Below are 25,442 nucleotides of genomic sequence, written 5' to 3'. Positions count from 1 at the left end.
GTGGCCGGGTCCCAGAGACGCACCATGCCATCGTCGCTGGCGGTGGCGAGCAGGCCGCCGCTGGGGGAGAACGCCACCGATCTGACGGGGCCGTCGTGGCCGATCAAGGGCTTACCGACCGCTTGGTGGGTGGTCGGGTCCCAAAGACGCACCATGCCGTCGAAGCTGGCGGTGGCCAGTAAAGCGCCATCGGGGGAGAACGCGACCGCTGTGACAGGGCCGGTGTGGCCGGTCAGCGGCTTGCCGACCGCTCCGTAGGTGTACCGATCCCAGAGTCGTACCGTGCGGTCGTAGCTGGCGGTGGCCAGCAAAGCGCCGTCAGGGGAGAACGTGACGGCTGTGACTGCTTCCTGTTTCGCGGTCGGCAGTGCTCCGACCGCTTCATGGGTCGCTGGATCCCAGAGTCGTACCGTGCCAATGTCGCTGGCGGCGGCCAGCAGACCTCCGTCCGGGGAGAACGCGACGGACCTTACGGTGGTGGTGTGGCCGGTAAGTGGCTTGCCGACCGCTTGATGGGTAGCTGGATCCCAGAGCGTCACGATCCCGGCGGCGCTGCCGGTGGCCATCAGGTTGCCGTCGGGGGCGAACGCCACCGACCATACGAAGCCGGAGTGGGGCAGGACTGGTGGTGCGTGACGGAACCTCAGGGGCTGGGGGTTCTCCATTGGCGTGGGCGTGTTTATCGGTGGCGTCGGCGTTTCGCGTACCTGGGCTGACGGTTGCGGGGCGCCATCCACGACCGGCGGCCGCACCGACTCGGGCGCGGGCGGCGCGCGGCGGGCCTCGTCACGTAGGTTCGCGAGTCGGGTCCAGTCCGCACGCCAGGGCTCGACCCTTGGATCATTTCGGCCCACAGGGGCCTGGTTGTCGTTCGCGAAGCTGAGTAGCGTCCGGACGAGGGCGATCAGGAAGTCGACGCTAGGCAAACGCTTTCCGCCGAGAGTCTCGCTGATCGCGGAGACTGAGAGCGACTGTCCAGGGGGTGCGGTACTGCTAATGCTGCGCTGGGAGGGATTGCCGCATCCGATCCGCAGTTTCCGGAGTTTGGAGGCGAAGTCCTCGAGTTCTCGCTGATACGCGGCTGCAGGAGCGTCCTCATGCGCCACGTACGTCCCTCCGATGGTCTGTGGGACTCAGCGTATGACGCTGGTTGCCGAACATCACCGAATTCCGCCGAACATCACCATACAGAATGGGGGTTCGCCCGGAGGGCCACGCGTTACGGCGGTGGCCTGCGGCGATCGGGCTTATTCGCCTCTGTTCGTGCTAGTCGGGGCATAGCGGACGAGGCTGGTGTGCTGGGCGCATGGATGAAATCGAAGAGCCCACCTCGCCCGCTGTTCCTCAGGCCGTCCCTACGTCCGAGCCGGTACCGGAGGCACCGACCCGCGATCGGGTACTTGACCTGGTCGCGCTGCTGATCCTTATCACGCTGGTGACGGGCGTCTTCATGCTAGCCGGCCCCGAGGCGTTCACCGCCGTCACCAGCGTCGGGCTGGGCCTGTTCGCGGCCTGGCGTGGCAGGCCGCCGCGCCCGTGAACCGCTCGGTATGCGGGAGGGGGCGGCGAGCCCGGTCGTCACCGCGGGGCGGTGCAGTGGCCCTGATTAGGGCGTTATGCGTGGGTGGCCGCCAGGCTGCCTCGTGTAACCCGTCGATCGGCGTCCGACGTAGGTCGGCACGTCGGGCGGGTGTATGGCGCCGACTCCATCTCCAGCGCTGGCCGACTCCGCTGCTTTGTCCCCCGACGAGGGCGGGACCGCTGACGGTGGACTGGGATGACCCACCTGACCGAGTCGTCGCCCGAGCGGGTCGACCACGGTCGGCGTGTGTGGCCTCTTGTGACCTTGGCCATTCACGGCGAAGGGTCGGAGCTGGAACGGGATGCGGATGATCTCGGTCAGCCGCTTGATCGACAGGTCGTGGAGGTACGCGAAAAAGAACGCGAGCTGGGAGGGGACGCCCCCTCGCTGACCTGGTCACGCTCCTTGCGAATACCGCTCGGTCTCGGATGCGGGGAGCCCAACCCCTGGTCCACGGCTCCACGAGGGTCGACGATAACCGCTTGGGATCGCCGGTCGAACCATCTATGGCCAGTCGTGGGAATGAGGTGAACTTCTCGACAGCGGTCACACGCGTCACAATTTCCGCGGTACGCTTTCGCTATGTCTGAACTGCAAGAAGAGACGAAGTGGGATCGCACCGGGGTCGAGCTGTTCGCGGGCGCGGGCGGCCTGGCGATGGCGGTCCATGGGGCGGGCTTCCGACCATTGCTGTTCAACGAGCACGCCCCGCGGGCGTGTCAGACCCTGGAAGCGAACGGGGCCAAGCTTCGAGGGGATGAGGAGCGCATCCCCGAGCCCGGGGAGCCGTGGCCGCTGGTGGCGGGGGACGTCCAGGGCCTGGATATGAGCTATTTGCTCGGTCGTGTCGACGTGCTCGCCGGCGGCCCGCCATGCCAGCCGTTCAGCCTGGGTGGGATCGCCAAGGGGGACGAGGACAAGCGCAACATGTTCCCGCAGATGTTCAGGGCGATGCGCCAGATCCGCCCCAAGGCCGTCATCTGCGAGAACGTCGTCGGACTACTCAGGCGATCGTTCAAGCCGTACCTCGACTACATCTTGCGCGAGATGGAGATGCCCTTCGAGCTGCGCGATCCGGACATCGCTTGGCAGAAGCACGACCAGACCCTCATCGACGCCAGGCGCAGGACCGCCAGCGATCCGTCGGAGCGCTACAGGGTGGTGATGACACGCGTGAACGCCGCCGATTACGGGGTCCCCCAGATCAGGCACCGCATCATCATCGTCGCCTTTCGGGAGGACCTCGGGGTCGACGTCGACCAGTTCAAGGAGGACGTGCTTCCTCAGTACTCGGAGGAGGCGCTGTTCCGGTCCATGCTCGACGACTCCTACTGGAAGCGTCACGATGTTCCCCCGCATGTGCGCGCCCGGGCTATGGCCAGGATTCGCGAGGACGTCCCACTTGACTCGGACGGATCGAAGCCCTGGCGTACCTTCCGGGACGCCATCGCTGGCATCGATGAGAACGAGGGCAAGCCCCTGCCGAAGATCCCCTGGAGCAGGCTCGACCGCCGCGAGTATCGCGCCGGGGGGTTCACCGACCACATCGGATGGCCCGATGCTCGGATCTACAAGGGCCACACGCCCAATGAACTGGACCGTCCCGCCAAGACCGTGAAGGCTGGCGTGCATGGCGTCCCCGGCGGGGAGTCAGTCATGCTGACCGACGATCTAGAAACCCCTGGAGGCACTACCTACAGGCACAGGTATATGACTGTGCGTGAGACTGCTCGCGTCATGACTTTCCCCGACGACTGGAAGCTCGAAGGTCCTCGTGGGGAGAAGATGCGGCAACTGGGCAACGCGGTCCCGGTGAAGCTCGGCGCGGTATTCGCCGATGCGGTAGCTAAGGCCCTCGGTGCGGCGCCGGGGGCACAGCCGTGAGTGATGTGGTGAGATCACACCAGAACCGCTGGAAAGATAGGTTGCCCCCCGATCGTGCCTGGAAAGGGCGGTCGGGAAGGACTCGGAAAGCTCTGTCCGCCGAACAGGACCGAGCAGCGGGCGGTCACCATCGACGTGTGGTTGACCTGGGCGACGGCCGCATCGCTCACGCCTCGGTCTCCTTGAGGATTCTGCCCAAGACGCGACGGATTCGCGCGTCGTTGCGGTGGGGCGACGGGCGGAAGTCCCCTGAGCGCTACCTGGGCGAAGTCGAGTATGACACCCGTGCGGCCAATCTCGCGGAAGGGTGGCGGCTGGCCTGGGCTAAGGGTCTCTTGAAGGAGGAGGCCCTGCCTGAGGATTCGACAGCCTCTACGCCAGCGGTCCGTGCCTCCATGAGAGGAAACCGTGGACGGGACACGAAGCCCGAGAAGGTGCTTCGGTCTCTCCTGTTCAAGGAAGGGCTTCGCTACCGGGTCAACGCACGGCCGATCCAGGGCATCCGGCGTAGCGCGGATGTGCTGTTCCCGAAACAACGAGTCGCGGTCTTCGTCGACGGTTGCTTCTGGCACGTTTGTCCGGAGCATCACCGACCCGCGGCCAAGAACACAGAGTTCTGGACGGAGAAGTTCGCCGACAACCAGAGGCGGGACGCCGAGACTAACCGGATCTTGGAGGAAGCGGGCTGGACGGTCATCCGGGCTTGGGAACATGAAGCACCAGAGGACGTGGCACGACGGGTCATCTCGGCGGTCAGCAGCGTGAGGGGCGAGGCGTAGTTACAGCTCCTCGCCGAGCAGAAGGTCATCGACGGCGCCGTTCAACCTGCGCGGAACGATACGACCATCACCATCGCTGTACGCGATGACGGGACTCTCCGTACCGAGACCTGCCTCGGCGAGAAGCCCCAAGGGAATCCGCGCCTGGCCGCTCGCATCGATGGTGACTTGCGCGGGTTCCCGGATCATGGGGCGAGTGTCGCACGCTTGAAACTGAGAGGCACCCCTCGGGGCGGGCCACCACCACCAGGGGTTTCGAGATCTTTGTCCCGCACGTGTCGGTGCCGCCCATTAGGGTTGACGGCATGCTGATGGATGTTCCAGGAGTGTGTCTGACCGGGGCCGACGGCGGGCAGCTTGACGCTGGCGGGCGCGCTTTACGTCCCGCCTGTCAGGCATGTGTTCACGACGAAGACAGGGGCTGGCTGTGACCGAGAACCAATACATCAATGTCACCCCACACCCGCGCATCTTGGGTGTGCTCGGCGACATCGAGTTCTCGCACTGGCAGTGCCTGGCCGAGTTGATCGACAACTCCTTCGACGAGTTCCAAGCGGCTGGCGAGACGGTGGACCGGCCCTCGGTCGCGGTGTCGCTTCCTCCGGCGAACTCGAAGCGTGCGACGGCTGAGATCACGGTGCAGGACAATGGCCGGGGCATGAGCCTGGAGGCTGTCACCAACGCCATCAGCGCGGGCTGGACGAGCAATGGTCGACACGGTTCCCTCGGCTTGTTCGGCATGGGCTTCAATATCAGTACGGCCCGACTCGGTCGGCGTACCACCGTGCGTACCAGTCGGGCGGGCGACCCGGACTGGATCGAGGTGACCCTGGACCTGGTGCAGATCGCCAACTCCTCCAAGTACCAGGCGCCGTACCGCACGGTGCCCAAGACCAATCGTGAAGAGCATGGCACCACGGTCACCATCAGCGACCTCAAGCAGGAACAGTACGCCACGCTCTGTCGCCCGCAGACGCAGAACGTGATCCGGGAGAAACTCGGAGACGTCTACAGCTACCTGCTGTCGGAGAAGGGCTTCCTGCTCACGCTCAACCGCAAGAAGGTCAGGCCGCGCCTGCCCTGTATCTGGGACGAGAAGCGGACCGTCACCCGCCAGGGTGTGGAGATCCACGCCGTTCAGAAGATCAACCACGTGCTGAGCCCCAAGAACGCCTGCATGGCCTGCGGGTGCTGGAGTTCCGCCGACGCTGAGCGATGCGAGGAATGCGGGCAGGACCGCCTGGAACTGAGGGAGCGCAAGATCTGGGGCTGGCTCGGGATTCAGCGATACGTCCACCGCACCGACTACGGCTTGGACTTCCTTCGCAACGGACGCAAGATCCTTCTCAAGGACAAACGGGTCTTCTACTGGGAAGACGAGGACAGCCTCGCTGAGGCGGAGCTCGAGTACCCCATCGACTCCGGAGCCGTGCAGATGGGCCGGATCGTTGGTGAGATCCACTGCGACCACGTCGCTCCGAACTACCAGAAGACTGCCTTCGAGTTCGAGACAGCCGAATGGCGTCAAGTCCTGCGCGAGGTCCGCGGAACCAGTCCACTGCGCCCGAAGATTGCGAAGAGCCTTGGGCTGCCAGAGAACCGCAGCCCCCTTGGCCTGCTCTATGCGGGCTTCCGTCGCCAGGACCCGGGGCTCAACTACCTGATCCCGGGCGACGGACGCAACGCTCTCCACGAGACGGCGGCGAAGTGGGCCGGGCTGATGCGGATGGGTGGCTACGAGTACCAGACCGATGAGGTGTGGTATCGCGCTGCCTACCAGCACGACAACCCAATAGCTGCGGAACCACAACCGGAGAATGATGACATCCTTCCCGGCCTCGGGGCTGGCTTCCTCGACCCGAATGACGAGACTGAAGGCGGTGCGGTGCCCGACAGGACCACGGCGGGCCAAGAACCGCCTGAGAACGATGCCGCACCGGTGGAGACGTTGGACCAGAGGCTCCAGCGATATCGAGACCACGCCGACCCCATCGTGGACCTGACGGGCCCGTACTACCTCGAAGACCTGGGCCGCGTGGATCTGACGGCCTGGGCGGTTAGCGGCCAGCATCTGGTCACCAAAGACGGGCGCCCCGCGCCTGTGATCGTCTCGATGGTCCGAGCTCCACGCTTGGAGGTATTCGTCGACAGTGGTCACTCGCTTTTCCGTGAATACGGGACGGACATGCGCGACTTGACGCTCGTCGAGGTCGCGGAGTTCATGCGGGTACGGGCGAACAACTTGTCGATGCCCCTGAGCGAGATCGTCGCGCAGCTCAAGACCCACACCTCCAGTCCTAGGCTGACGCCAGCGGCGATGGCGGAGGAATCCGAGCGGCTGCTCGAACAGGTGCGTATGGCTATGGTGGCGCCCGTTTCGGCGAACCCAGCGGTGCACTGGCTGCTGCTCATGAAGGATGAACGAGCTGACGCCGAGCGCCGGTTCGCGGTCGAGGCCGGTGGAGCGTCCGCTTGGAACGACGCGATCGCTAATGGAGAGTTCATCCGCTATGTGCCGGCTAGTGCCGTCATCCGTATCATTCAGGACTCCCCGGAGACTTTCCTCGACGGGTGCGTCTTCAAGCGCGGGTACATCGCTCTAAGTGATCCCGGGGCGCGAGAGCTCGTCGTGGAGCGACTGATCAACCCCCTGGCGGATCTCGCGCTGCTGGAACAGCACCGTCCACGCCTCGACGTGGAGGAGTTGGCCCGGATCAGGATCAGCTGCCGCCTTATCGCGCGTGACCTCGCTGACAACACCTAGGGAGAGCGGAATGCAATTCCTCGATGCCTCCTCCCTGCTGGACTCCGGCCCACTGCAGTTTCCTCGCCGTATCGAACGCCTCCTGTGGCACCTGGGCTTCTCCGATGTGTCCAACATCGACGGTTCCGGTGACGAGGGTGGCGACATTCTCGCCCTCCACAAGGGCGAGACCTGGGTAGTCCAGTGCAAGTGGAAACGACGTGGGGCCGTAGGAGCCGACGCGGTGGATGAAGTCGCTCGCGCTCGGGATCACTATCGCGCCCACAAGGCGGTTGTTGTCACCAACACTCGCTTCAGCCCTGACGCTCGGCAGCGTGTGGCGAATCTGGCACGACTAGGCCCTGGAATCCTCTTGTGGGGCGGAACGGACCTAACAACCAGCTTCGACCGTGTACCACCCCGCTTTGGACGAGTGACGCCACGGCCGTACCAGGCCGAGGCACTCCAGGCGCTGACCGCCGATCTCGACGCCTCTGGTCGTGCACTGCTCGTGCTGGCTACGGGCCTGGGTAAAACGGTCGTCGGAGGCGAGGCGATCGCGACGCACCTGCGACGTGACCCCCAGGACCAAGTCCTGGTCGTCGCACATGCCAAAGACCTCGTCCAGCAACTAGAGCGGGCGCTCTGGCGACACCTACCCAAAGATGTCCCAACGCGGCTCCTCACGGGCGACACCCGCCCTGATGACCTCTCCGGCCTGACCTGCGCGACGGTCGGATCGGCGCTGTCCGCCGCGCGATTCGGATACCGCCCAGGGCTCGTCATGATTGACGAGGCCCACCACGTGGGCGAAGAAGGCCAGTACGACGAGCTGTTGGAACTCCTCAGCTCAGCACGCCATCTGGGCGTCACCGCGACCCCATGGCGCGGCGACAAGCACGACATCACCCATCAGCTCGGCGCCCCCAGCTTCAGTCTGGGAATCGAGGAGGGGATGCGGCGCGGCTACCTGGCTCAGGTCGACTACCGCCTGTTCGTCGACGACATCGACTGGGACATCGTCCGCGAGGCCAGCGACCACTCATACGGACTGGCCGAACTCAACGCGAAGCTCTTCCTGCCGCAGCGAGACGAAGCCATCCGCGACGAGCTGGCCGCTGCATGGGCCGCCACGCACAATCCACGGGCCATCATATTCTGCCGCACTATCGAACACGCCGAGCGGCTCGCTGAGATGTTGCGGCGCACTCCCCTTTGGTCAGGCGCCATCGCCATCCACGCGGGACTCGCCAAGAGGGAACGGCAGAACCGCCTGCTCGCTTTCCGCATCGGCGAGGTGCCCATCCTGACAGCGGTCGACATCCTCAACGAGGGCGTCGATGTGCCGGACGTGAATATCCTCTGCTTCGCACGAGTCACGCACTCCCGCCGAATCTTCGTTCAGCAGCTTGGGCGGGGGCTCCGCCTGCGCGAGGGAAAAGAGCGAGTCATGGTGTTGGACTTCGTCAGCGACCTCCGCCGCATCGCTGCCGCACTAAAGCTCAAGCGTGCGCTCGACGGGGATGGTGAGATCGAGATCCTGGCGAAGATCACCCAGTCGAACATCGACTTCAGCGACCAGAAGGTGGCGACCCTCATGGATGAGTGGATCAAGGACGCGGCCAGTCTTGAGACCGCGTACGACGAGCACCGACTCCAGTTCCCCGCCACTCGCGCCCCTCAGGAGTAATCACCGTGGCCTTGCAGCACTTGCCTGCTCCCATTCGCGAACGCCTCCTTATTGAGATCTACCAGCAGGCCAATGACTTGGACTGGGAGTTCTTGAGCAACACCGAGAAGACGAACCAGTACCGGAGATGGATCGAGGATCCCAAGGTCGGCGGAGTTCTGCTCTCCTACGGGCCGGAGAAGGACGCCAGGGTCTGGATAAAGGATGTCCCCATGAAGGAGTACGCCCGAGCGCAGGAGGGAATCGGGAGTTATGTCCGCTATGCGGTAAATCGGTTCCAGGGGCCGGAGGAAATCGTTCGTGCGGCATGTGGTAGCGGCTGGGTGATGAGGCCCGATTCGGTTGGTGAGAAGCCGAACCACTGCTACGCCATCAACGGCGACGCCACTCGGTACATCTGCTGGGGTCGCGCCGGAACCTTTCGTGACCTTGTCTGGGCCGCGCTGAATGAGGCCATCGACTCGACGGAGCGACCTGCGATCGTCATCACGACCCGCAACGGTGAGACCGTCTCCACGGCCGAGCACACGCGCCAGGAACGACTCGCTCTGCGCTGTGGCGCGGACCTGCGGTACCTCCACCGCGAGATGATCCCGAACCCTGACTACCTTGGAGCGGCGGGTGGTGGCCATGGTCAATCGCAACCTACCTTCATCGACTAGCCTCCGGGCGACTCTCCGCCGACCGGCGCCGGTGGACCAGGTCATCGGCCTGTTCGACTAAGGTGTATCAGCCCACGAGAGCTGGCGGATCAAATGCGCGACGAACTGGCGGCGCGGCCTCGGCCGGGAAAGCCCGCTGCTGGAAGTTTTGGGCGAGGACCGTCACGATGCCGACAGCGCAATCGCCTTCTAGTTGGGCAGCGATTGCTACGGATCACGAAGCCAGCTGTGGCTCACGGCGAGTCGGCCGGCCTGGTGTGCTTGGTGCCGCTCGTCAATCGACCGCTCACCCTGATCCACGGACCGAGTGTGGGCTATCCGACGATGCGGAGTTCGGGTGCGTCGTTTGCGCTACGCGACTTGCAACCCTGCGCTACGCCTCGTCGTCGGTGATCTCCACGTCGCCCTGCTGGGCCCACCGCTCGAGGGCGGGGCACGACTCATGAGACCAGTAGCGTTGGAGCAGTTCGCCCTCTGGTGAGAACTGCGGGCTTTCAGGGCGACCGAAAGCCTGGGCAAGACTGGAGCCCAACCTGTGGGCGGCGGCTACAAGTTCAGCACCACCGGCCACCATGCCGTCCACGTCGGAAACGGTGACGGCCGGCACGGCTATGGTCAGGACTCGTGTTTCGAGAGTCTCCGGGAAACCGTGGCGACGGGTAGTGCACGAGTTGGGCGGGGCACAAGGCGGCCTGGGAAGGCTATGTGCCGGAGCCGCGTTTGTTGGCACCGGAGCAGATCACCGAGTACCCCAACAGCCTCGATCTGAGCGCGGAGGTGCGGCAGATGCTGGGGGACTGGAGTCGATGACAGGCAGCTGGCGTCGGCGTGGACAGCTCCTACGCGGATTATCCGGTGGAGTTCTATGACTGTGAGCTGGCTGACGCTCCCGGCTGGAAGGTCGGCGGCTGGCCCCCGTGGGGCCGCACCGACCCGTATCCCCGATTCTGCTCTGTCTGCGACGTTCAGACGGTCCCGCTGCTGACCATCGCCTCCTTCGAATGGGAAGGTGGTACGCGCGGCTGGGCGCCGTACGAGGATCGAGCCGCCGCGTTTGCCATCGGTCATGTCGCCGGCCAGGACCCCGCGCAGCCGACTGCGGTCGAAGTCGGCAGCACCGACAATCTGTAACTCTATGTCTGTCCGGCATATCCGGAGCATCCGCACACCGGCCTGATCCCGTTGCCGGCAACTGAGTCCTCTTTCGCGAGCCGCACACACCGCAACAGCTCTGGGTGAGGCCCGGGGGTGCCCGGCCGCGCGGCGGTCGAGGATTCAAACACTCCTCGTTCGTTTGATAGACCCGTTACTGGTGACAGAAAGGTTGCCGAACGAACATTTGTGACAAGTCGCGTGCCTCACTGGTGCCAACCAGACTGCTTCGACCGGTCCCATTCGCCACGTCATCTGGCTTTGCCGGTGACAACTACTGAGCCTCGGCACATGCCGGTTTGGTCACATCTGCTCTGCTCGGTTCCTGTCTTATGGTCGGCGGGACGCTCGTGCTGCCCGGGATGTGGGCTGTCGTGGGACCTGGTAGGGGCCGACATCGCCATGTCTGGCGTGGGCGCCACAGGGTTCGGAGCGGGCAGCGATGAGTTCGCCGAGCATGCTGGACGGCGCACCGGTTGTGTTGTGGCGCTGGCGCGGTGGGGAACTGGGGGCTTCGGCTCGTGCCGGGTGGTTTTGAGGTATGCCCTGAGTGGTCTGGGGTATGACGGCGAGGCGGTGATCGATGCCGTGCTGGCCCTATCGGAGTTGGTGGCGAATGCCGTCGAGCACGCGGTGGGGCCGTATGAGCTGCGGCTGCGGTGCACGGCGTCGCATGTCATCTGTGAAGTAGTGGATCACGATCCGAGGATTCTCGAGATCCTGTCCTTTGCGGCGAGTGCTCTGTTTGGGCTGTAAGAGCCGGGGTGGTGGTCTGGAAGCGTTGCTTGCATATCGTGCATGAACTGGCCAGCGGAGCCTGGGGGTTTCGCCGGTCGCGGGGCGCGAAGGCAGCACGGATCGCCTTGCCTTTGCCCGCCAGTGGGGAGGACTCGGTCTGGGAATGACGTGCGCGGTTGAGGCATCGGCGAGTGGGCTGACCGACTGTGGCCCGCTGGCGTTTCCCCCGTCGTTTCCCCCGTCGTTTCCGTCGGCGTGTCCGGGGCCGTCCTTGGATGCGACGCCCCCGCGCGGGGCATCACCGCAGGCCAGGCGGTAGATGAGCCAGCCGTTAGCGGGGGCGACTGTATATCGGTACAGCAAAGCATCCCGATCTACCTGGTCAGCGCGGCTGGGCGTGGGCGGTATATGCCTGTTGCTGCTCGCCCGGCTATCGAGCTGTGTGATGCCTTCTCCTTGCGGGATTCATGCACAGCATGGGTTCTGTGCGGGGCCCGTGGCGGGTTGGTGGGGTGCGGGTCAGGAGCCCCTCGCGCCTGGGGAGCGGGGTGCTCCTCCGGGGCGGCTCCTGGGGTGCGAGCGAGGAGCTGTGCGCCCGCGCCGGTGTGTGTGGTCGGCGGGGCCGGGTTCGGGTGTCCTGGCGGCCGATGCCGCGGGGTTTGGGCGGCGGGAGCGGTCGGGGAACGGAGCGGGAGCGGTGCTCTCGGGGTGTACCCCGTGCCTCGCGGTGGTCGCGGTTGTGCACCCGGTGTGGGGGAGCGCGCCCGAGGATCTTGGAACACCTGCTCCTGTGTGCGTCCGTACCGCCGAGGTGGACCGGTACTGGGTCGGTGGTGGCTCGGGTGCGGGGTGCGCTCGCGCCTCAGGTGCGTGTGCCTGAGGTGCAGTGGGGAGCGGACCCGCTCCCTGGCGGTGGCAAAGATCCACTCCTGGAATCTCTATTGATCATGTCAGTGCCAGATGGCCGCCACTGTCGAACTCGGCACCACGCCTGGGGGTTCCAGATGAAGAACGTCCGCGATACCCGCCGCCGAGGCGTCCCCTGCCCGGCACTGGGCTGGCAACCGTCGCCACAGCCCGGTGCTGCACCTGTTCCAGCGAGGGGCTGGGGAGCACAGGCTCGGCAGTGGCTCGGGTCAGGCTGTCCTGACAGAGATGGAGTTCTGGGTGCGCGGGTGGCCGTCCACGTACGGCAACGGACGGCTGGAGAGCGGTCGTGAATCAGCGCTCACGGCCATCTTCCGACACGCAAGATCGCGGCCTTGACGACACCATCGAGTCGGAGCGTCCATGGACGTCGACCGGTCGCGGCAACGCTGAAACGCGCACTTCAGAGGAGCTGCGGACGGTCGTGGAGTACGTCGTCGTCGATGGTGGCGAGGCTCAGGCGCTGGCCCAGCGCCAAGGGGCCGCGATTCGTGAGGTGCTGGAGTGGCTGTACGCCGGTCACAGTGCCCCGAAGAGTGGTCGCGTCTGAGCCTCCCGCCTGAACCCTGGGAGAGAGACAGCGTATGCATGGCAACCCGCCCAGCACTCGGCCCTGGGCGCAGCCCGTAGCCGGCCGCCCCTGGTCCACGGCCGGTGTTCCGGACGTCTCGGCGTTTCCGGTGACCGTCCCGGTGGCTTGGCTCGGCCGGACTTCTACGGAAGACGCCCAGGACCCCACGCTGTCGCTGCCACGGCAGTTGCGTAACGCGAGAGCCGCGCTCCCGCCCGGCTGGGTGATTGTCGCGCATTTCTACGATGTTGAATCCGGCCGTAAGGAATTGCGTGAGCGGGGCAATTCCCTTGCGTACCAGCAGTTCCAGAATCCTATTCCCCGCGATGGCAGTGTGGCCGATCTACTTGATGAGGCGCAGCGGCCCGACCGCCGTTTCGCCGCAGTTATCTGCGAGTCCATTGAACGCGTCGCGCGCCGGACCTACTTCGGCACGAAGATCGAGTATGAGCTGGAGCAGGCCGGGGTGGCCCTGTGTGCCGCCGATGAGCCGATCGTCACCGGCCCGCGTGCCAAGCGCGCCACGCCCACGCTCACGCGGCGCGTCAAGCAGGCGGTCTCCGAGTGGTACGTGCTGCAGATGCTGGAGCTGTCGTGGGACGGCTTCATTGAGCACGTCTCGCAGGGTTGGAATGTGGGCAAGCCGCCTTACGGCTATCGCGCGGAAAAGGTCCCGCATCCCGTCCCGGCCCGTCGGGCCGAGGGCCGTACCAAGCACCGGCTCGTCCCGGACGCGTGCCGGGCCCCGGCCGTCACCTACATCTTCCAGCTCCGCGGACTGGACAAACTCGGATACGACGCCATCGCCGACCGCCTGAACCTGGATCCTGTGGCGTACCCGCCCCCAGAGCCCACTCGCCCCGACATGGCCCTCCATCGCTGGAGCGGGTCGGCCGTGCGAGAGATCCTGCGCAATCCCAAGTACACCGGCTATCAGGTCTGGAACCGCCGCGCGACGACGAAAGGCGGCTGCTACAACGACCCCAAGGACTGGGTGTGGTCCCCGCGGCCCACCCACGAGCCTCTTGTCTCCAAAGAGCTGTTCGACGTGGCTTCCACCATGGCGCGGAAGCGCCAGGGGTCACGGACGACACCCGGTCGCAACTCCCACCCGGCGACCCGGCGTTCCTATGTCCTGCGGTCGTACGTCGTCTGCGAGATCTGCGACCGACGTATGTTCGGCAAGAACCGCCACCGGATCTCGTACTACGCCTGCCAGGTCGACCCGAACGAGCATCGGGACAGGTCCTGGTTCCGTGACCATCCCAAGAGCCTGTGGGTTCGGGAAGAGTTCTTGATCACACCCGTCTCCCGCTTCTTCGCCACACACGTCTTCGGCCCCGACCGGCGCACCCACCTCAAAGCCGCACTTGAAGCCGCTCGTGTCGCGGACGGGCCCGGCGACCGAACCGCGAAGGAACGCGCCGCGCTGGAGCAGGCCATTAAGGCCATCGGTGAGCGTCAGGCCCGGCTCATCCGCACTCTCGCCGATGGGTTTGGTGATGATGAGCGGGCCAGCGGGACCGACCCGGAACAGGAGAAGGAGTTTCGCGACGCGATCCGCCGGGAGCACGCCACCTTGGGCACGCGACGCACGAAGCTCGCCGAGCAGCTGGCCTGTCTGGAAGTTCCCAAGCCGGAGGTGCGTTCTGTCGACAGCGCTGCCCTGCTGGACGCGCTCCCGCACCTCGATATCGATCTTGCCCTGGTTCCGGAGGAGCTCCAGCGGCGGCTCTACGACGCTTTCGGGCTAGAGGTCCGCTACAGCCGGCCCCGCGAAGAAGTGACGCTACGGGTGACGGCTCCGGGGCATCTGCTTGACGGACTGGTGGCCGTCACCCGTGAGCTGGACCCATGGAACAAAAAATCGGGCGCCCGCACCGAAGTGCTGGCACCCGATTATGACACCCGGGGCGGACAAACGCGGCATAACCGTCGCGTTCATTCCCATCCCCTGAGTGCCCCCGGCAGGATTCGAACCTGCGCACACGGCTCCGGAGGCCGTTGCTCTATCCCCTGAGCTACGGGGGCTTGTCGTTGCTGTTTGCGGCGACGGGTAGAACCTTACCAGCTCGATCAGGGTGGTCATGAACGCTTATCGGGGGCAGGTGGGCGGGGTGGGTGGGGCGGGAGCGGAGGGGTGTATACCGCATGTGGAGGTCGGGGCGCAGGGGTCTTGGGGAAAGGTCCCTCGCACGGGGCGGAAGTGGGGAAAACCCGGACGCAGCCGCGGCTGCCCGCCTACTCTTCAGGATGTGCCTGGCTTGTCCGGCCGGGTCCTTGTCGTCGACGACAACAAGGTCATCCGGCAGCTGATCAGGGTCAACCTCGAGCTGGAGGGCTTCGAGGTCGTGACCGCGGCCGATGGTGCCGAGTGCCTGGAGATCGTTCACCAGGTGCGGCCCGATGTGATCACTCTCGATGTTGTGATGCCCAGACTCGATGGGCTGCATACGGCGTCGAGGTTGCGTGCTGATGCTCGTACGTGTCATGTGCCCGTCGCGATCATCAGTGCGTGTACGCAGTATGAGATGGACAGCGGGAAGGCGCTGGGCGTTGATGCCTTCCTCGCGAAACCCTTCGAGCCCGCCGATCTTGTCGAGCTCGTACGGAGGCTGATGAGGCAGGGGGCGGCCGGTGCGGCGGCGCCTGGTGATGCCGAGCCGGTTGTGGGGCCCACCGGGTAGTGGTGGGCCCCGGCCCGGCCCCGGCGGGTTGTTTTCTCCGGTTCTGGTCTGGGGCCTCTGGCCTCCTTCTTCCGGGACCGGTCTGGGACTTCTTCCCTCCAGGGTCCGGTCCCGGGTCTCTTTCCGTCGGTTCTGGTCTGGGGCCTCGTTCCTCCGCGTCCGGCCCTCGGGCCTCTTTCCGTCGGGTCTGGACTGGAGGGTGTTCCTCTCGGTTCTGGTCTGGGGCGCTGTTTTGGGTTTCGGGTTTGTTCGGGGGCCGGGTCTCCTTTGGGTTTCCTTTCGGGGGCTCTGCCTTCGCTTCGGGCGTGTGTCGTCCGTGGTCGTCCGAAGGGCGAAACCGGTTCGCTTTCGTACCCCCCTCCTCCCATACGCTGGTCCCGTGACTCCCGCCCAGCTCTCCCGCACTGTGCTGCACACCGTGCGTCGTGCCGTTGAGGACGACGAGCTGTGCGTTGCCGTGCCGGAGCGGGTGAAGGTGCGGACTCCGCCTCGGTCCGGGTGTGGGGATTACGCGACCAATGTCGCCCTGCTGTTGGCCAGGGGCGAGAGGGGCGAGGGGGACGCGCTCGTTATCGCTGAGGTTCTGCGGCGGCGGCTTCTCCGTACGCCCGGGATCGCCCGTGTCGACATCGCCGCCCCCGGGTTTCTCAACATCACCCTTGATGCCGGGTCCCATGGTGAGCTTGTTCGGACCGTGGTTTCCGATGGGCTTCGCTACGGGCACGGCGATTCGCTCGCCGGGGTGTCCGTTCCGCTCGGGGCCAGTGATGAGGTGCGTGCCGCGCTTGTCGCTCATGTGGTGCGGGGGCTTGTCGCCGCCGCCGGGGGAGTCGTTGTCCCAGGTCATGGGCCTGTCGTTCGGCCTTCTCCGCTCTCCGGCCGCGATCTGCTCACCCGCCTCGGGCCCGACGCCGCCCGCTGGGCGCTGCTTCGGCCCGCCGGGCACGATCTGCCCGATCTCGACCCTTCCCGGCTTCTCTCGCAGCGCGAGGACAACCCCCTCTTCCGGGTTCGGTACGCCCATGCCCGTACCCGCGCCCTGATGCGGAACGCCGGCCAGCTCGGCCTCGCACCTGAGCCCCAGCCCGAGTCCGGGGCGGCGTACGACCACCCTGCCGAGATCGGCCTCCTCGCTCTTCTCGCCGATCATCCCCGCACCATCGAGGCCGCCGCCAGGCACCGTGCGCCCGATCGGCTCGCTCGGCATCTCGTCGCCGTCGCTGATGCCTTCTTCCGGTTCCAGGAGCTGCTCCAGGACCTCTTCCAGGACCTGTCCCATGACCGGCTCCAGTCCTCCCGCCAGTCCTCCCGCCAGTCCAAACCCCCGGCCGTCCACCGTGCCCGGCCGGCCCTTGCCGACGCCACCGGGGCGGTGCTCGCCGGCGGCCTGCACCTACTCGGCATCAGCGCACCCGATCATCTGTAAGACCCGAGAGAGACAGCAGAGACAGCATGAGCCGTTCCGCCCACCCCGCCGGGCCCCGTCACGCCGATGTCCTTCCCGAGGGGCACTACGCCGCGCCGCCCGCCGATCTCAATCAGCTCGATCCGCGCGTGTGGTCCCGTACGGTCGCCCGGAACGCCGACGGGGCCGTCACCGTCGGCGGGATCGACGTCAAGACGCTCGCCGAGGAGTTCGGGACCCCCGGCTACTTCCTCGACGAGGCCGACTTCCGGGCCCGCTGCCGGGCCTGGCGGGAGGCTTTCGGGGAGGATGCCGACGTGTTCTACGCCGGGAAGGCGTTCCTCTCCCGCGCCGTGGTGCGCTGGCTGAACGAGGAGGGGCTCAACCTCGACGTGTGCTCCGCCGGGGAGCTGGCCACCGCGCTCGCCGCGGGGATGCCCGCCGAGCGGATCGCGCTGCACGGGAACAACAAGTCCACCGGCGAGATCGAGCGGGCCGTCGCGGCGGGCATCGGGCGGATCGTGCTCGACTCGTTCCAGGAGATCGTGCGGGTCGCGCATATCGCCACTCGGCTCGGTAAGCGCCAGCGGGTGCAGATCCGGGTCACCGTCGGTGTCGAGGCCCATACGCACGAGTTCATCGCGACCGCCCACGAGGACCAGAAGTTCGGCATTCCGCTCGCGGGCGGGCAGGCCGCCGAGGCCGTGCGGCGGGCGCTCAAGCTGGACGGGCTCGAGCTCATCGGGATCCACTCGCACATCGGGTCGCAGATCTTCGACACCTCGGGCTTCGAGGTGGCCGCCCACCGCGTCGTCGGGCTGCTGAAGGAGATCCGGGACGAGCACGGTGTCGAACTGCCCGAGATCGACCTCGGCGGTGGCCTCGGCATCGCGTACACCTCGGAGGACGACCCCCGCGAGCCTCACGAGATCGCCAAGGCGCTGCGCGACATCGTCCACCGTGAGTGCGACGTCGCCGGGCTCGCCGTGCCGCGGCTGTCGGTCGAGCCGGGGCGGGCGATCGTCGGGCCGACCGCGTTCACGCTCTACGAGGTGGGCACGGTCAAGGAGCTCCCGGGGCTGCGGACGTACGTCAGCGTCGACGGCGGGATGTCCGACAACATCCGTACCGCGCTCTACGACGCGGAGTACTCCGTGGCGCTGGTCTCCCGCGCCTCCACCGCCGAGCCGATGCTCTCCCGCGTCGTCGGCAAGCACTGCGAGTCCGGCGACATCGTCGTACGGGACGCCTTCCTGCCCGCCGATCTGGCGCCCGGCGATCTGATCGCCGTTCCCGCCACCGGCGCGTACTGCCGCTCGATGGCGAGCAACTACAACCACGCGCTCCGCCCGCCCGTCGTCTCCGTACGGGACGGGCAGGCGCGCGAGATCGTCCGGCGTGAGACGGAGGAGGATCTGCTGCGGCTCGATGTCGGTTAGCGAGGATCGGTCGGCATGTCGGTTAGCGAGGACCGGTCGCCATGCCGGTTGGCGAGGATCGGTCGGCATGCTGCCTTGCGAGGATCGGTCGGCGGGAGCCTGCCGGAGGGTTGCTGTCAGTGGGAGTCCGTCGGCCCGGACCGGTCGGCGGGAAGCCGTCGGCGGGTTCCCGCCGACGAGAACCCGCCGGTCGGAGCCCCCAGCCGCACCCCGCCGACGGCAATCGGCTAGCGAGAAATGGATCTCGGATACTGGACCTGGGACGGAAAATCCCTTCCGGTGCATGAGACTGGTGCACTAACGCGCCGATGCATTAACGCGATGGATGAGAAACGAGGTCGGATGATGCGTACGCGTCCGCTGAAAGTGGCGCTGCTGGGCTGTGGAGTGGTCGGCTCAGAGGTGGCGCGCATCATGACGACGCATGCGGACGACCTCGCGGCGCGCATCGGCGCCCCGGTCGAGCTGGCCGGGATCGCCGTGCGGCGGCCCGGCCGGGTCCGGGAGGGGGTGCCGGCCGAGCTGGTGACCACCGATGCCACGGCCCTGGTCAAACGCGGGGACATCGATGTGGTGGTCGAGGTCATCGGCGGGATCGAGCCCGCCCGCACCCTCATCACCACCGCCTTCGACCACGGCGCGAGCGTGGTGTCCGCCAACAAGGCGCTGGTCGCCCAGGACGGCGCGGCACTGCACGCCGCGGCCGAGCAGCGCCGTGCGGACCTCTACTACGAGGCCGCGGTCGCGGGGGCGATCCCGCTGGTGCGGCCGCTGCGCGAGTCGCTCGCGGGCGACAAGGTCAACCGCGTCCTCGGCATCGTCAACGGCACCACCAACTTCATCCTCGACCGGATGGACTCCAGCGGCGCCGGCTACAGCGAGGCGCTGGACGAAGCCACCGCCCTGGGCTACGCCGAGGCCGACCCGACCGCCGACGTCGAGGGCTTCGACGCGGCGGCGAAGGCCGCGATCCTCGCCGGGATCGCCTTCCACACCCGGGTCACCCTCGACGATGTGCACCGCGAGGGCATCACGGAGGTGACCGCCGCCGATATCGCCTCCGCCAAGCGGATGGGCTGCACCGTCAAGCTGCTCGCGATCTGTGAGCGGGCCGCGGACGGCCGGTCGGTCACCGCGCGGGTGCATCCGGCGATGATTCCGCTGAGCCACCCCCTGGCCTCCGTGCGCGAGGCGTACAACGCGGTCTTCGTGGAGGCCGACGCCGCGGGGCAGCTGATGTTCTACGGCCCGGGGGCGGGCGGTTCGCCGACCGCCTCGGCCGTCCTCGGCGACCTCGTGGCCGCCTGCCGCAACAAGCTGGCGGGCGCCACCGGACCCGGGGAGTCCGCCTACAGCCGGCTTCCGGTGAGCCCGATGGGCGATGTGGTCACTCGATACCACATCAGCCTGGACGTCGCCGACAAACCGGGAGTTCTCGCACAGGTCGCCACGGTCTTCGCCGAGCATGGCGTGTCCATCGATACCGTCCGCCAGCAGGGGAAGGACGGCGAGGCGTCCCTGGTCGTCGTGACCCACCGCGCGAGCGACGCCGCGCTGACGTCGACCGTGGAGGCGCTCCGTCGGCTCGACACCGTCCGCGATGTCGCGAGCATCATGCGGGTCGAGGGCGAGTAGCCGATGTTGCGAGCAGCCGATGGTGCGGGTAGCCGATGTCGAGAGCAGCCGGGGACGCCGAGGACGAGTGGTCGAGGGCGGATGGAGGCCGGGCAGTGGTCGGGCTGAGGCCGAACAGAGGGTGAGCGGAGAGTAAGGGAAATCATGAACGCAATCGCCGACGCCGGGCCTCGAATGTCCGGCACCCGCCAGTGGCACGGCTGGCGGGGCATCATCGAGGAGTACCGCGACCGTCTCCCGGTCAGCGAGGCGACGCCCGTCGTCACCCTGCGCGAGGGCGGTACGCCGCTGGTTCCCGCGCAGGTGCTCTCCGAGCGCACCGGCTGCGAGGTCCACCTCAAGGTCGAGGGCGCCAACCCCACCGGGTCGTTCAAGGACCGCGGGATGACGATGGCCATCAGCGCGGCCAAGGAGGCCGGCGCCAAGGCCGTCATCTGCGCCTCCACCGGCAACACCTCGGCCTCGGCGGCGGCGTACGCCGTACGGGCTGGGATGGTCTGCGCGGTGCTGGTACCGCAGGGCAAGATCGCGCTGGGCAAGATGGGCCAGGCCCTCGTCCACGGCGCGAAGATCCTCCAGGTCGACGGCAACTTCGACGACTGCCTGACGCTGGCTCGCGGGCTGTCGGAGAAGTACCCGGTGGCGCTGGTCAATTCGGTCAACCCGGCCCGTATCGAGGGCCAGAAGACCGCCGCCTTCGAGATCGTGGACATGCTCGGGGACGCGCCCGACATCCATGTGCTTCCGGTCGGCAACGCGGGCAACATCACGGCCTACTGGAAGGGCTACAAGGAGTACGCGGCGCCGTTCGCCGACAGCGGGCCGCACGCCTCCCGTACGCCCCGGATGTGGGGCTTCCAGGCGTCCGGCGCGGCGCCGATCGTGCGCGGTGAGCCGGTCAAGGAGCCGAGCACCATCGCCACTGCCATCCGCATCGGCAACCCCGCCTCGTGGGCCTTCGCCGAGCAGGCGCGCGACGAGTCCGGAGGTCTGATCGACGAGGTGACCGACCGTCAGATCCTCGCCGCCTACCGGCTGCTCGCCGCGCAGGAGGGCGTTTTCGTGGAGCCCGCCTCCGCCGCGAGCGTGGCGGGTCTGCTGAAGGCCGCCGAGCAGGGGCTGGTCGACCCGGGCCAGCGCATCGTCTGCACGGTGACCGGAAACGGCCTCAAGGACCCGGACTGGGCGGTGGCGGGCGCGCCGCAGCCGGTCGTGGTCCCGGTGGACGCGGACGCCGCGGCCGTACGGCTCGGGCTGGGCTGATACGGCGCGACGCGACCACCCGCCCGCCGCGACCACCCGGCCCGCCGCGACCACCCGCGCGGCGCGGCCGCGACTACGACGCGGCCGCGGCACGCCACGACGACGCGCGACGCGGCCACCGCACGCCGCGGCCACGGCACGCACCGCACCACACGACGCGCGACGCGACGCGAGACGCGGACCGGGCCGCTCCGATTCGGCGCGGCCCGGCCCGGATCGGCCCGGAGCGAGCTGTTCCGGGCCGATCCGGCACCGAGTGCTCCGGCTCGGATCGGCCCGTTCCGGCACCGTGCGCCCCGGCTCGGAGCGAGCCGTTCCGGCAGAGTGCGCCCCCATCCGGTTCGGCGCCGCCGACCTGCTGTGACGGGCGTTTCGGCCGGAGTTCCGACGAAGTTCCGACGGAGTTTCGGCGAGGGTTTCAGCGGGCCGTAGGCCCCGGATCACCGGGCCTCGGCGCACCCGGCGGGCCCCCTTCCGGGGTTTCATCTAAAGATCCGCTCAAGCGGTGGCAGAGGAGCACGAGGGCGCGCGGAACGCTCCAGTACAGTGGTCGCGGACGATGGCAGGGAGCGCGACACGCATCGTGCGCCTCCCGTGCGCCCTATGTCGCCACAGAACCTTCCTTCGATAGGCTGTACTGAATCCGCCCCGACGCAGAGCGCTCGCCTCTGCGCGGCGTCGCCGTACTTGTCGCGGCCCTCGCGGTGTTCCGTACCTCTTCGAGCAATCGCACGTAACCACAAGGAGAGTCATCGAGCGATGGCCGGTCCAGCGTTCCGCGCCGCCGCCGTCCGAGTGCGCGTCCCCGCCTCGAGCGCCAACCTCGGTCCTGGCTTCGACGCCCTCGGTCTGGCCCTGGGCCTCTACGACGACGTGGTGGTCCGGGTGGCCGACTCCGGTCTGCACGTCGACATCGCCGGTGAGGGCGCGGAGACGCTGCCGCGTGACGAGAAGCATCTGCTCGTACGGTCCCTGCGCACCGCCTTCGACCTGCTGGGCGGACAGCCCCGCGGTCTCGAGCTGGTCTGCGCGAACCGCATTCCGCACGGCCGGGGCCTGGGCTCCTCCTCCGCCGCCATCTGCGCCGGGATCGTCGCAGCGCGCGCGGTGACCATAGGTGGCGCCGAGCGGCTCGACAACGAGGCGATGCTGGAGCTGGCCACCGAGATCGAGGGCCACCCCGACAATGTCGCCGCCTGTCTGCTCGGCGGTTTCACCCTCGCCTGGACCGACGCGGGGTCCGCCCGGGCGATCAGGATGGACCCTGCGGATTCCATCGTTCCGGTGGTCTTCGTCCCTGGTCGGCCGGTGCTCACCGAGACCGCCCGCGGCCTGCTGCCGCGCACCGTCCCGCATGTGGACGCGGCGGTCAACGCGGGCCGGGCCGCACTGCTCGTCGAGGCCCTGACCAGGCGTCCCGAGCTGCTGCTCGCGGCGACGGAGGACCGGCTGCACCAGGAATACCGCGCTCCGGCGATGCGGGAGAGCGTGAATCTGGTGAACCGACTGCGGGCGGACGGCGTCCCCGCGGTCATCTCCGGCGCGGGCCCCACGGTGCTCGCGCTGGTCGAGGACGGTGCGGCCGACAAGGTCGCACGACTGGCGGGCGAGGGGTGGGCGGCCAACCGGCTGGCTCTCGACGCCGGGGGGGCGAGCGTCCTGCCGCTCAACTGACACCTGGTCCGGGGCGCCCCGGACCCGGGAAAAACTCGATAGCCGGTCTTGGAGAGGGGGAATGTTTGTTGGATCCGGTAGTGTTAACCTCAAGTCTGCACTGGATGCCTCTTGGATGTACTCGGAGGCGAGGTGCTCGGTGTCCCCATCCGGGACCACCCTTCTTCCGGGAGCCTCCCACACTGCCTGAGCAGCCTGCCTGAGCAGTATCGAGCACGCTCCGGAATCGGCGTGGCGGATTCTTCTGAACCCTCCGTCGCGTCGGAACCATGAATCTCTCCGCCTACCCGGCGGACCACCGCCCCGGCCCGGTCCATAACGGAAGGACCACAGCCGGACAGCACAACCGGTCGCCGAGCCAGACAGGCCGACGCCCGCTCCAGGGAAGGACCCTTCGTGAGCGACACCACCGATCTGATGGGCGTGAACGCCTCCGGCACCTCCGACAGCGGTGTCGGCAACAACGCGCCCGCCACGGACGCTCCCGCGCCCGCCACCGGTGCTGCCACGGGCGCTGCCCCGCGGCGACGCCGCTCGGGCACCGGCCTCGACGCCATGGTCCTGGCCGAGCTCCAGCAGCTCGCCTCGAGCCTTGGCATCAGGGGCACCGCGCGGATGCGCAAAGGCCAGCTGATCGAGGTCATCAAGGAGAAGCAGGCCGCGGGCTCCGGCTCCGCCCAGGGCTCCGAGAGCACCCCGTCCGCCGCGGAGGGGGTGACCAAGCCGAAGCGCCGCACCACCTCCCGGGCCCGTACGGGCGACGACGGCGAGGAGAAGACCGGCAGCGCCAAGTCCTCGAAGTCCGCCGGGAAGGCGGAGAAGGCCGACAAGGCCGACGCCGAGGAGAAGGCCGTCGCCCAGCAGCAGATCGAGATCCCCGGCCAGCCCGGTGAGCCCGCCGGCGATGAGCAGCCGGCCGGTGAGCGCCGCCGCCGTCGCGCCACCGCGCCCGCCACCAGCCCCGATTCCGGGGGCACGGCCACCGCTGTCGAGACCAAGGCGGAAGCGCGTACCGACGTCTCCGCCAAGACCGAGACCAGGACCGAGCCCAAGGGCGACGGCAAGGCCGAGGCCGCCGTCGACACCGCCGAGGGCAAGGGCGCCAGGAGCGGTGACCGCCAGGAGCGCGGCCAGAAGGGCGACCGCCGGGAGCGTCAGCGCGACCGTGGCGACCGCGACCGCGGTGACCGCCGTGGCAAGGGCGAGGACGGCCAGCAGGGCGGCGGCCGTCAGCAGCGCGACGGGCGCGGCCAGGGCCAGCAGCGCGCCGAGGAGAGCGACGACGACTTCGACGGCGGGCGCCGCGGGCGCCGCGGCCGCTACCGCGACCGCCGTGGCCGCCGTGGCCGCGACGACTTCGGCAATGAGCCGCAGGTGTCCGAGGACGATGTGCTGATCCCCGTCGCGGGCATCCTCGACATCCTCGACAACTACGCGTTCATCCGCACCTCCGGCTACCTCCCGGGCCCGAACGACGTCTATGTCTCGCTCGCCCAGGTCCGCAAGAACGGTCTGCGCAAGGGCGACCACGTCACCGGCGCGGTGCGCCAGCCCCGCGAGGGCGAGCGCCGCGAGAAGTTCAACGCGCTGGTGCGGCTGGACTCGGTCAACGGCATGGCGCCCGAAACCGGGCGCGGGCGGCCGGAGTTCGGAAAGCTGACGCCGCTTTACCCGCAGGACCGGCTGCGCCTCGAGACCGAGGCCGGCGGGCTGACGACCCGGATCATCGACCTGGTCGCGCCGATCGGCAAGGGGCAGCGCGGTCTGATCGTGGCCCCGCCGAAGACCGGTAAGACCATGATCATGCAGGCGATCGCCAACGCGATCACCCGCAACAGCCCCGAGTGCCATCTGATGGTCGTCCTCGTCGACGAGCGGCCGGAAGAGGTCACCGACATGCAGCGGTCGGTCAAGGGCGAGGTCATCTCCTCGACCTTCGACCGCCCGGCCGAGGACCACACCACCGTCGCGGAGCTGGCGATCGAGCGGGCCAAGCGCCTGGTCGAGCTGGGCCATGACGTGGTCGTCCTGCTGGACTCGATCACCCGCCTGGGCCGCGCCTACAACCTGGCGGCGCCGGCCTCCGGCCGCATCCTGTCCGGTGGTGTCGACTCGACCGCGCTCTACCCGCCGAAGAAGTTCTTCGGCGCCGCGCGCAACATCGAGGACGGCGGCTCGCTGACCATCCTGGCCACCGCGCTGGTCGAGACCGGCTCGCGCATGGACGAGGTGATCTTCGAGGAGTTCAAGGGCACCGGCAACATGGAGCTCAAGCTGGACCGGAAGCTCGCCGACAAGCGCATCTTCCCGGCGGTGGACGTCGACCCGTCCAGCACCCGCAAGGAGGAGATCCTGCTGGCGCCGGAGGAGCTGAACATCGTCTGGAAGCTCCGCCGGGTGCTGCACGCGCTCGACTCCCAGCAGGCCATCGAGCTGCTGCTGGACAAGATGAAGCAGACGAAGTCGAACGCCGAGTTCCTGATGCAGATCGCCAAGACCACGCCCACTCCGGGCAACAACGGCGACTGAGCGGACATCCGCCGGAACGGACCGTGGCCGAGGCCCCCCGCATCGCGGGGGGCCTCGGCGCGTTCCATGAGAGGTGGGTCAC

20 protein-coding genes, 1 tRNA gene and 1 pseudogene are annotated in these 25,442 nt (G+C 67.7%); 17 read left to right on the top strand and 5 right to left on the bottom strand.

Annotated elements, in window-relative coordinates; genetic code table 11:
• Positions 1 to 593: WD40 repeat domain-containing protein (locus AB0E24_RS01415; protein ID WP_359374282.1), on the bottom strand; the 593-nt coding region annotated here is incomplete at its 3' end.
• 713 nt (positions 594 to 1,306) lie between these two features.
• On the opposite strand from AB0E24_RS01415, the gene AB0E24_RS01410 reads away from it, so the two are divergent.
• The 3 genes from AB0E24_RS01410 to AB0E24_RS01400 all read left to right on the top strand — a co-directional run bounded on the left by AB0E24_RS01410 (position 1,307) and on the right by AB0E24_RS01400 (position 4,245).
• On the top strand, positions 1,307 to 1,540 hold the full coding sequence (locus tag AB0E24_RS01410; RefSeq protein ID WP_359374279.1) for a hypothetical protein: 234 nt from the start codon (positions 1,307 to 1,309) through the stop codon (positions 1,538 to 1,540).
• A 624-nt stretch (positions 1,541 to 2,164) separates the two neighbouring features.
• Complete coding sequence (locus AB0E24_RS01405) at positions 2,165 to 3,466, top strand: DNA cytosine methyltransferase (RefSeq protein ID WP_359374277.1); 1,302 nt, start codon at positions 2,165 to 2,167, stop codon at positions 3,464 to 3,466.
• A 137-nt stretch (positions 3,467 to 3,603) separates the two neighbouring features.
• Positions 3,604 to 4,245 (top strand): very short patch repair endonuclease, encoded by a 642-nt coding sequence (locus tag AB0E24_RS01400; protein WP_359374274.1) that lies wholly within the window; start codon positions 3,604 to 3,606, stop codon positions 4,243 to 4,245.
• Here AB0E24_RS01400 and AB0E24_RS01395 read toward each other — a convergent pair whose 3' ends face one another.
• Positions 4,246 to 4,434, bottom strand: coding sequence for a hypothetical protein (locus AB0E24_RS01395; protein WP_359374272.1), 189 nt, complete (start codon positions 4,432 to 4,434; stop codon positions 4,246 to 4,248).
• Between the two features lie 238 nt (positions 4,435 to 4,672).
• Between AB0E24_RS01395 and AB0E24_RS01390 the strand changes: the two genes are divergently transcribed.
• From AB0E24_RS01390 to AB0E24_RS01365, 6 genes are all read left to right on the top strand, one after another.
• Positions 4,673 to 7,009: an ATP-binding protein gene (locus AB0E24_RS01390; RefSeq protein ID WP_359374269.1), complete on the top strand. Its 2,337-nt coding sequence runs from the start codon at positions 4,673 to 4,675 to the stop codon at positions 7,007 to 7,009.
• A gap of 10 nt (positions 7,010 to 7,019) precedes the next feature.
• Entirely contained in the window at positions 7,020 to 8,678 is a 1,659-nt protein-coding gene (locus AB0E24_RS01385) for a DEAD/DEAH box helicase family protein (RefSeq protein ID WP_359374267.1), read from the top strand.
• Positions 8,679 to 8,683: 5 nt separating this feature from the next.
• The gene (locus AB0E24_RS01380; RefSeq protein ID WP_359374265.1) at positions 8,684 to 9,340 is read left to right on the top strand and encodes a hypothetical protein; all 657 of its coding nucleotides are present in this window, start codon (positions 8,684 to 8,686) and stop codon (positions 9,338 to 9,340) included.
• A gap of 828 nt (positions 9,341 to 10,168) precedes the next feature.
• On the top strand, positions 10,169 to 10,471 hold the full coding sequence (locus AB0E24_RS01375; protein ID WP_359374264.1) for a hypothetical protein: 303 nt from the start codon (positions 10,169 to 10,171) through the stop codon (positions 10,469 to 10,471).
• A gap of 432 nt (positions 10,472 to 10,903) precedes the next feature.
• On the top strand, positions 10,904 to 11,248 hold the full coding sequence (locus tag AB0E24_RS01370) for an ATP-binding protein (RefSeq protein WP_359374261.1): 345 nt from the start codon (positions 10,904 to 10,906) through the stop codon (positions 11,246 to 11,248).
• Between the two features lie 1,198 nt (positions 11,249 to 12,446).
• Positions 12,447 to 12,707 carry a hypothetical protein gene (locus tag AB0E24_RS01365; protein ID WP_359374258.1) on the top strand — a complete coding sequence of 87 codons (261 nt, stop codon included), beginning with the start codon at positions 12,447 to 12,449 and terminating at the stop codon, positions 12,705 to 12,707.
• A gap of 364 nt (positions 12,708 to 13,071) precedes the next feature.
• Here AB0E24_RS01365 and AB0E24_RS01360 read toward each other — a convergent pair whose 3' ends face one another.
• Entirely contained in the window at positions 13,072 to 13,344 is a 273-nt protein-coding gene (locus tag AB0E24_RS01360) for a hypothetical protein (RefSeq protein WP_359374256.1), read from the bottom strand.
• Between AB0E24_RS01360 and AB0E24_RS01355 the strand changes: the two are divergent.
• A pseudogene (locus tag AB0E24_RS01355) lies at positions 13,309 to 13,740 on the top strand (recombinase family protein); the annotation flags it as partial. The gene AB0E24_RS01360 and the pseudogene AB0E24_RS01355 sit on opposite strands and share 36 nt — an antisense overlap.
• A 69-nt stretch (positions 13,741 to 13,809) precedes the next feature.
• Here the strand turns inward: AB0E24_RS01355 and AB0E24_RS01350 are convergent.
• Together AB0E24_RS01350 and AB0E24_RS01345 are read right to left on the bottom strand one after the other, a co-directional pair.
• Positions 13,810 to 14,415 (bottom strand): hypothetical protein, encoded by a 606-nt coding sequence (locus AB0E24_RS01350; RefSeq protein WP_359374254.1) that lies wholly within the window; start codon positions 14,413 to 14,415, stop codon positions 13,810 to 13,812.
• Positions 14,416 to 14,687: 272 nt separating this feature from the next.
• Positions 14,688 to 14,759: transfer RNA gene (locus AB0E24_RS01345), tRNA-Arg, on the bottom strand.
• Between the two features lie 224 nt (positions 14,760 to 14,983).
• Here AB0E24_RS01345 and AB0E24_RS01340 point away from each other — a divergent pair.
• The 7 genes from AB0E24_RS01340 (at position 14,984) to rho (ending at position 25,360) form a co-directional block, all read left to right on the top strand.
• Positions 14,984 to 15,415, top strand: coding sequence for a response regulator (locus AB0E24_RS01340; protein ID WP_231981292.1), 432 nt, complete (start codon positions 14,984 to 14,986; stop codon positions 15,413 to 15,415).
• Between the two features lie 379 nt (positions 15,416 to 15,794).
• Positions 15,795 to 16,841 (top strand): ArgS-related anticodon-binding protein NrtL, encoded by a 1,047-nt coding sequence (nrtL, locus tag AB0E24_RS01335; protein WP_359374250.1) that lies wholly within the window; start codon positions 15,795 to 15,797, stop codon positions 16,839 to 16,841.
• 26 nt (positions 16,842 to 16,867) lie between these two features.
• On the top strand, positions 16,868 to 18,259 hold the full coding sequence (gene lysA, locus AB0E24_RS01330) for a diaminopimelate decarboxylase (RefSeq protein ID WP_093701936.1): 1,392 nt from the start codon (positions 16,868 to 16,870) through the stop codon (positions 18,257 to 18,259).
• Between the two features lie 342 nt (positions 18,260 to 18,601).
• On the top strand, positions 18,602 to 19,894 hold the full coding sequence (locus AB0E24_RS01325) for a homoserine dehydrogenase (RefSeq protein WP_079259005.1): 1,293 nt from the start codon (positions 18,602 to 18,604) through the stop codon (positions 19,892 to 19,894).
• A gap of 144 nt (positions 19,895 to 20,038) precedes the next feature.
• Complete coding sequence (thrC, locus tag AB0E24_RS01320) at positions 20,039 to 21,157, top strand: threonine synthase (RefSeq protein ID WP_232639758.1); 1,119 nt, start codon at positions 20,039 to 20,041, stop codon at positions 21,155 to 21,157.
• A gap of 759 nt (positions 21,158 to 21,916) precedes the next feature.
• Entirely contained in the window at positions 21,917 to 22,831 is a 915-nt protein-coding gene (gene thrB / locus AB0E24_RS01315; protein ID WP_069866853.1) for a homoserine kinase, read from the top strand.
• A 396-nt stretch (positions 22,832 to 23,227) separates the two neighbouring features.
• Positions 23,228 to 25,360 carry a transcription termination factor Rho gene (rho, locus tag AB0E24_RS01310; protein ID WP_069866852.1) on the top strand — a complete coding sequence of 711 codons (2,133 nt, stop codon included), beginning with the start codon at positions 23,228 to 23,230 and terminating at the stop codon, positions 25,358 to 25,360.
• Positions 25,361 to 25,442: the final 82 nt, after the last annotated feature.

The sequence above is a fragment of the Streptomyces malaysiensis subsp. malaysiensis genome, from assembly GCF_040653035.1.
GTDB classification, from domain to species: Bacteria; Actinomycetota; Actinomycetes; order Streptomycetales; family Streptomycetaceae; genus Streptomyces; species Streptomyces malaysiensis.
This window is presented reverse-complemented; position numbering and strand designations above follow the sequence as displayed.